3 protein-coding genes are annotated in these 6,619 nt (G+C 44.0%); 1 reads left to right on the top strand and 2 read right to left on the bottom strand.

Going from position 1 to position 6,619, the window contains the following annotated elements; genetic code table 11:
* The coding region (purD, locus tag VLN09_RS06305) for a phosphoribosylamine--glycine ligase (protein ID WP_325244749.1) at nt 1-763 on the bottom strand (763 nt) is incomplete at its 3' end.
* Between the two features lie 402 nt (nt 764-1,165).
* On the opposite strand from purD, the gene VLN09_RS06300 reads away from it, so the two are divergent.
* Nucleotides 1,166-6,016 (top strand): NAD-glutamate dehydrogenase, encoded by a 4,851-nt coding sequence (locus VLN09_RS06300; RefSeq protein ID WP_325244747.1) that lies wholly within the window; start codon nt 1,166-1,168, stop codon nt 6,014-6,016.
* A gap of 75 nt (nt 6,017-6,091) precedes the next feature.
* On the opposite strand, the gene VLN09_RS06295 is transcribed toward VLN09_RS06300, so the two are convergent.
* Nucleotides 6,092-6,619, bottom strand: a 528-nt coding sequence (locus VLN09_RS06295) for a hypothetical protein (protein ID WP_325244745.1), incomplete at its 5' end; no start/stop codon positions are given.

Below are 6,619 nucleotides of genomic sequence, written 5' to 3'. Positions count from 1 at the left end.
CTTGTGCCATGACTTTATCATGCACCTGTTGAGTAACGACTGGAGCAGGAGAGTAAGCACCCATACCACCCGTGTTTGGTCCAGTATCACCTTCATATGCACGTTTATGATCTTGGCTGGTTGCCATTGGCAAGATATTTTCGCCATCGACCATACAAATAAAGCTGGCTTCTTCGCCTTGTAAGAACTGCTCAATGACGACACGGCTACCAGCAGCGCCAAACTTATTATCCGCTAGCATATCATCAATCGCTTCATGTGCTTGCTCGATAGTTTCTGCGACGATAACGCCTTTACCAGCAGCAAGACCATCGGCTTTAATCACAATGGGCGCACCTTGCTCATCGATATAAGCTTTTGCCGCTACCGCATCAGTAAAACCTTGATACGCTGCCGTTGGAATATGGTTCTGCTCCATGAATTCTTTGGCAAAGGTTTTTGAACCTTCTAACTGCGCACAATACGCCGTTGGACCCCAGGCTTTGATACCAAAAGCACGGCAAGCATCAACAATACCTGTTACCAATGGTGCTTCTGGACCAACGATGACCAGATCAATAGCGTTATTCTGACAAAACTCGATAACAGCGCTGTGCTCGTCAGTATCAGCTGAATCTTCCAAAATGACATTTTGGCACTTAGGTTCAAGAGCGGTACCAGCATTACCGGGTGCGACATAGATATTTTTTACGTTATTATCTTTTGCGCACTGCCATGCTAGTGCGTGTTCACGACCACCTGAACCAATCACCAAAATATTCATCATACCTCTTACCCTTAGCATTAAAATTCATAATAAGTGAGTTAATAGCGAGCCAGCAAAATACTGTCCAATATCCTGCGCTATTCTAACAAAAAAACACCTCAATTGTCATGACTATGCGCCTGTTCGTCAATATTGGACCCTATTAGGTGGTGATTGTCCCATTAGCAAAGGTTATCGAAATACTGCTGATTCATGAAATGATTTTGTACGCTTTAGCTATGCGCTTAGGTGCGTTACACTGCCACCTAAGCGCATAGCTTTGAGAAAATAATTCGTACAGCAGGAGTCAGACAAACCATGATTGATAATAAGCAATAAGCACAAACTTAGCCACTCACTATACACATAAGATATAACACATAAATAAGAAGCTTATAAAAAAGCGCAAGGACAAAGGATATGCCAAACTCTCTAAATATCGCAAAAGAGCGGATCAGCCAGATAAGCGATATTGCCACCAGTTATGTACAAGCGGACAAATCGTTATTTGACCACTTTATTCATAGCTACTATCAGCCTTTACATCAAGAGACTGCAAAGGACATCAGTAATGCTGATTTGGCTGGAATGGCGCTGCATCATTTTACGCTATTAAAAGCTTATGACCGCAGCCATCCGCAGCTTGCTATCTTAAACCCAATTGCAGAAGAGCAGCATTTTCACAGCTCACATACCGTTATCCAAATCGTTGCTTATGACCGACCATTTTTGGTCGATACGCTTTTGATGAGCCTTGAAGAACAAGGCATTGATGTGCATCGTACCTATCATATCATTGTTAATGTCGAACGTGATGACAACGGATCTATCACTCAAATTGAAAGTGCGCAAGAAAGTGGCACCTCTCACATGTCTTTGATCCACTGTGAAATCTCTTATCAAGATAATGATGAGCTGGCGGCATTAAAACAGATGCTATTGGCAAAGATAGACACACTTGACGTCGTCGTTGATGACTGGCAAAAAATACGTAACAAGCTAACCGATATACAAGCGGATTTGGCTACAAAACCGTTACCAGAAGTTTGTTATTCTCAGCAAGAGATTCAAGCGTTTTTAGATTGGGTATTAGACGATCACTTTATCTTTTTGGGATATCGAGAATACCGCTTAGAAGACGGAAACAGCATCGAGGTTGGCAGTGTAGCCAATCAAGCTGAACGCAGTGATTTGGATTTATTTTCTATTGGTAATAGTGGTCTTGGCTTATTGCGCGGTGGTAGTGAAGATCAGCTCTCAAAAAGCTTTGATGAGCTGCCAAGCAATCTAAAAAGATTGCTCACAGCGCCGCAAGTATTGATGTTGTCAAAATCAAGCCGAGTATCGCCAGTACACCGACCAGTTTATATGGATTTTTTGGGCATTCATAAGTTTGACGATAATGGCAAGCTAATCGGCGAGCATCGCTTTATTGGCCTGTTTACAGCGCAAGCATATCAACTAAGCGTACAGCAAATCCCATTATTACGCGAAAAATCCAACAAAATCATGGCGCTGGCAAAACTGCCACGTGATGGTCATGCTTATCACAAAATGATGCACATCATTAATACCTTGCCACGCGATGATTTGTTTCAAGCCAGCGTTGGGGAGCTTTATCCAGTAGTTCTAGGTATTAGCCAGCTACAGGATAAAAAAAGCCTACGCTTATTTTGCCGCGTCGACCATTACCAACGTTTTGTTTCCTGCTTGGTCTACATCCCACGTGATAAATTCAATACTGAACTTCGCATCAAGGTGCAAAACGTCCTAAAAGAAGCTTACGGTGGCACATCTTCAGGATTTACGACTGAGTTTAATGAATCTGAACACGCCCGCGTCCATGTGCATGTTCGTACGGTGCCAGGTCAAGTACATGAGGTAGATACCGCTGCCCTCCAAGCCAAGCTGTCATCTTTGATGCAATCATGGAGTGATCATTATCAAAAAATGCTGCTGGATAATGTAGGTGAGCAGCATGCTAATGTCTTGACGCGCAGATTTTTAAGTTATATACCTGCCGCTTATACAGAGCGATTTGATGCGCGTACCGGCGTTGAAGATACCAAGCGTTTGGCTGGGCTTAGCGATGAGCAGCCAATGATTTGGCACTTATATCAATCGACAGGTGATGCAAGTAATCAGCTACACCTAAAGTTGTATGGTCGTCAGCAAGCCGTTATTTTATCCAAAGTTTTGCCCATACTAGAGAATTTCGGGGTGTCAGTCATCTCCGCGCAGACCTATGAATTTGATTTACCTGAGCAGCCTATTTGGATGCAGGAGTATGAGCTGGTCTTAGAGCACGTCGATACCATTGATATGCAAGTGGTGCGTGCACAGTTTGAGGACAGCTTAAAGCAAATTTGGGCAGGTCATGTTGAGAGTGATTCACTTAACGAGCTGGTGTTGATCACTAAGTTAGATACTTATGATGTGGTGGTACTGCGCGCCTTATCACGCTATATGATGCAAGCGAAAGCACCATTCTCGAATATTTATATTCAACAAACCATAGTGAAAAACAGCGCTATCAGCGTGGCGTTAGGCAGTTTGTTTGATGCACGGATGAATCCTAAATATAGTGAAGAGGAACGTGCCAGCAAAACCAGCCAGATTCAAGAGCAGATTACCACCGCATTAGCAGGTGTCAGTAGCTTGGATGAAGACCGTATTTTCCGCTGGTATTTAGATTTGATAAACGCCATGGTACGTACCAACTTTTATCAAAGAGAGACAGATGGACAGCGTAAAGATCGTTTGTCCTTTAAGTTTTTGGCAGCAGATATTCCAAACTTGCCCAAGCCTAAGCCAATGTTTGAGATCTTTGTCTACTCACCACGTGTTGAAGCGGTGCATTTGCGTGGCGGTAAAGTCGCTCGCGGCGGTCTGCGCTGGTCTGATCGTATGGAGGATTTCCGTACCGAAGTACTCGGTCTGGTAAAAGCACAGATGGTCAAAAATGCCGTTATCGTACCAGTTGGCTCAAAAGGCGGTTTTATCGTTAAGACCAAAACGATGGCAGATGGTCGTGATGTGTTTCAAGCTGAGGGTATTGCCTGCTATCAAACATTCCTTCGCGGTATGCTTGATGTGACCGACAATATAGTCGATGGGGTGATTGTCCCGCCAGCCAATACCGTACGTCATGATGAAGATGACCCGTACTTGGTCGTCGCTGCCGATAAAGGCACGGCAACTTTCTCTGATATCGCTAATGCCTTATCTGCTGAATATAACTTTTGGCTCGATGATGCTTTTGCTTCTGGTGGCTCGGTCGGCTATGACCATAAAGCGATGGGTATCACGGCACGCGGTGGCTGGGAGTCGGTTAAGCGCCACTTCCGTATGCGCGGCATGGACATTCAAAATCGTGACGATTTTACCGTCGTGGCAATTGGCGACATGAGTGGTGATGTCTTTGGTAATGGCATGCTCAGATCAACCCATACCAAACTGGTTGCTGCCTTTAATCATCTGCATATTTTTATTGATCCAAATCCAGATACAGCGGCTTCTTTTGCAGAGCGCGAGCGCTTATTTAATCTACCTCGCTCGTCATGGGAAGATTATGAAAAGTCTCTCATCAGCCAAGGCGGTGGTATCTTCTCACGCCAAGATAAGACCATTGCTATCAGCCCTGAGATGAAAGCGCTGTTTGATATCTCTGATGATAGCTTAGCGCCTAATGATTTTATCAGCGCATTGCTAAAATCGCCGGTTGATCTCATTTGGAATGGTGGTATCGGTACCTATGTGAAAAGTAGCGAGGAGAGCCATGCTGATGTGGGTGATCGTGCCAATGATGCTGTTCGTGTCAACGGTGCCGAACTACGTGCCGCCATCGTCGGTGAAGGTGGTAACTTAGGATTTACGCAGCGAGGTCGTATCGAGTACGCCCAAACTGGCGGACGCATTTATACTGATGCCATCGACAACTCGGGCGGCGTCAACTGCTCAGATCATGAAGTTAATATCAAAATCTTACTTGGCAAAGTGGTTGAGCAAGGTGATATGACCCTAAAGCAGCGTAATGAGCTACTTGAGAGCATGACCGAGACCATTAGCGAGTTGGTACTGCGTCAAAACTATTTGCAACCGCAAGCAATTGAGCTGAGCCAAATCCGTGCGGCTGCAAACTTAAGCGATCATCAGCGATTTATTCAGATGTTAGAAGCAGAAGGGCGTCTGGATCGTGCGATCGAGTATTTGCCATCAGATGAAGAGATTTCTAAACGCCAAAAAGTGGGCACAGGTCTTACCAATCCTGAGCTAGCAGTCGTAATGGCTTACGGAAAAATGTGGGTTTATGACAACTTACTGCTCTCAGATTTACCGGATGCGCCATATTTCGTCAATGAATTACGTAAATACTTCCCTGATGAGCTGTCATCGCGCTTCTTTAATGAGATGACCGAACACCGCTTGCACCGTGAAATCATCAGTACGTATTTGACTAATAGTGTGGTCAACCGTCTGGGTATTGAAGCATTATTCCGTCTGCATGAAGAAACAGGACAAACGCTTGCCACTATCGTTCGCGGCTATGCGATTGCGCGTGATGTGTTCCATGTCTCAAAAGCATGGGAGCTGCTTGAAGCACTTGATAACCAAATAGATGCTACCTTGCTGCTTGAGCTTGAGCTGCGTCTGCGCGATGCGATCGAAAGCGGCGTAGTCTGGTTTATCAATGCCTTTGGACAAGATTTGCAAGTTGCTGATATGATCAATCGCTTTGAGGACAGCGTTGAGAAGCTGACCAAATCAGGAGGATTTATTGAGCAGCAATTTTCACAATACTTGCAAGCTGATATCACAAGCTTGATAGAAGATGAGCTCTCTGCTAATGATGCAGCGATGTTTGCGATGTTACCATATCATGTTGATGCCCTTGATGCTGCGCTTTTGGCAGAACAATACGAGCGTCCAGTTGATGAGATTGCAACTTTATACTTTGAGGCTTATCACGTTTTACAGCTTGACTGGATGATGGACAATATTGCTATCTTGCCGCAGCAAGACCACTGGGATCGCCGTGCCCGTCACGCACTTGCCAATGAAGTATCGCGCAGCTTACGGATGCTGATGGATACGTTATTGATTCAACCTAACGCTATCCAAGCCTTTAATGATTGGAAATCGCGTCATGCCAGCCAGCTTGCCGGCGTCACTGCAGAGATGGATAAACTTGATAGCAATCTTGATAGTCATATCAGCTTATCAACATTATCAGTCTTGATGAGTGAGTTAAATGGTTTAGTGACAAAATAGTTCATCAAGCAATTAAGAGAGCTATAAAAAAACCACTCTTAAATTAAGGGTGGTTTTTTATTGGCTGACGATTACCTAATCTAATTCAAGCAAGGAATTTAGCAACACCATCTCTCGTTGCTTTTCTACCCATACATTATGACCGTCATCATGATAACTCTTAAACTGCGGTTTAAGTATGACATCGCCTTTATCATTGACAATCCCATACTTGCCATCCTGCTTAAAAGTATAAAGTTGATGATATAAAAGCTTTCTGATTGGTGACTCTGAAGCAAGAATTACTTTACCATTAGCATCAATAATGTCAGCACTAACAATATACTCTTGGATATCTTCACTCATAGCAGTAATCATACCAGCATCAACCCCATCAGATAAGCTGCTACGCAAAAACAGTAGCGGGCTAACATTATTATTGAAAGATTCGATATGCTGATTGGCTAAAAAAGGAATGATGATATTGTTACTTTGGTCAATAAGCGCGGTCTTGTTTTGCAAACTTACCTGTAAGTATAAAGGCTGACCAGTACAAGGATTTATCGGATTGATAACCTCATACTGCGGCATAATTGCCCAATAACCTCTATCGTCCAGCAGTCC

The sequence above is a fragment of the Psychrobacter sp. genome (assembly GCF_035469765.1).
Classification (GTDB): domain Bacteria; phylum Pseudomonadota; class Gammaproteobacteria; order Pseudomonadales; family Moraxellaceae; genus Psychrobacter.
This window is presented reverse-complemented; position numbering and strand designations above follow the sequence as displayed.

Coding starts and splice junctions, on each gene's coding strand:
- VLN09_RS06300 (WP_325244747.1), top strand. CDS start 1,166: ATGCCAAACTCTCTAAATATCGCAAAAGAGCGGATCAGCCAGATAAGC.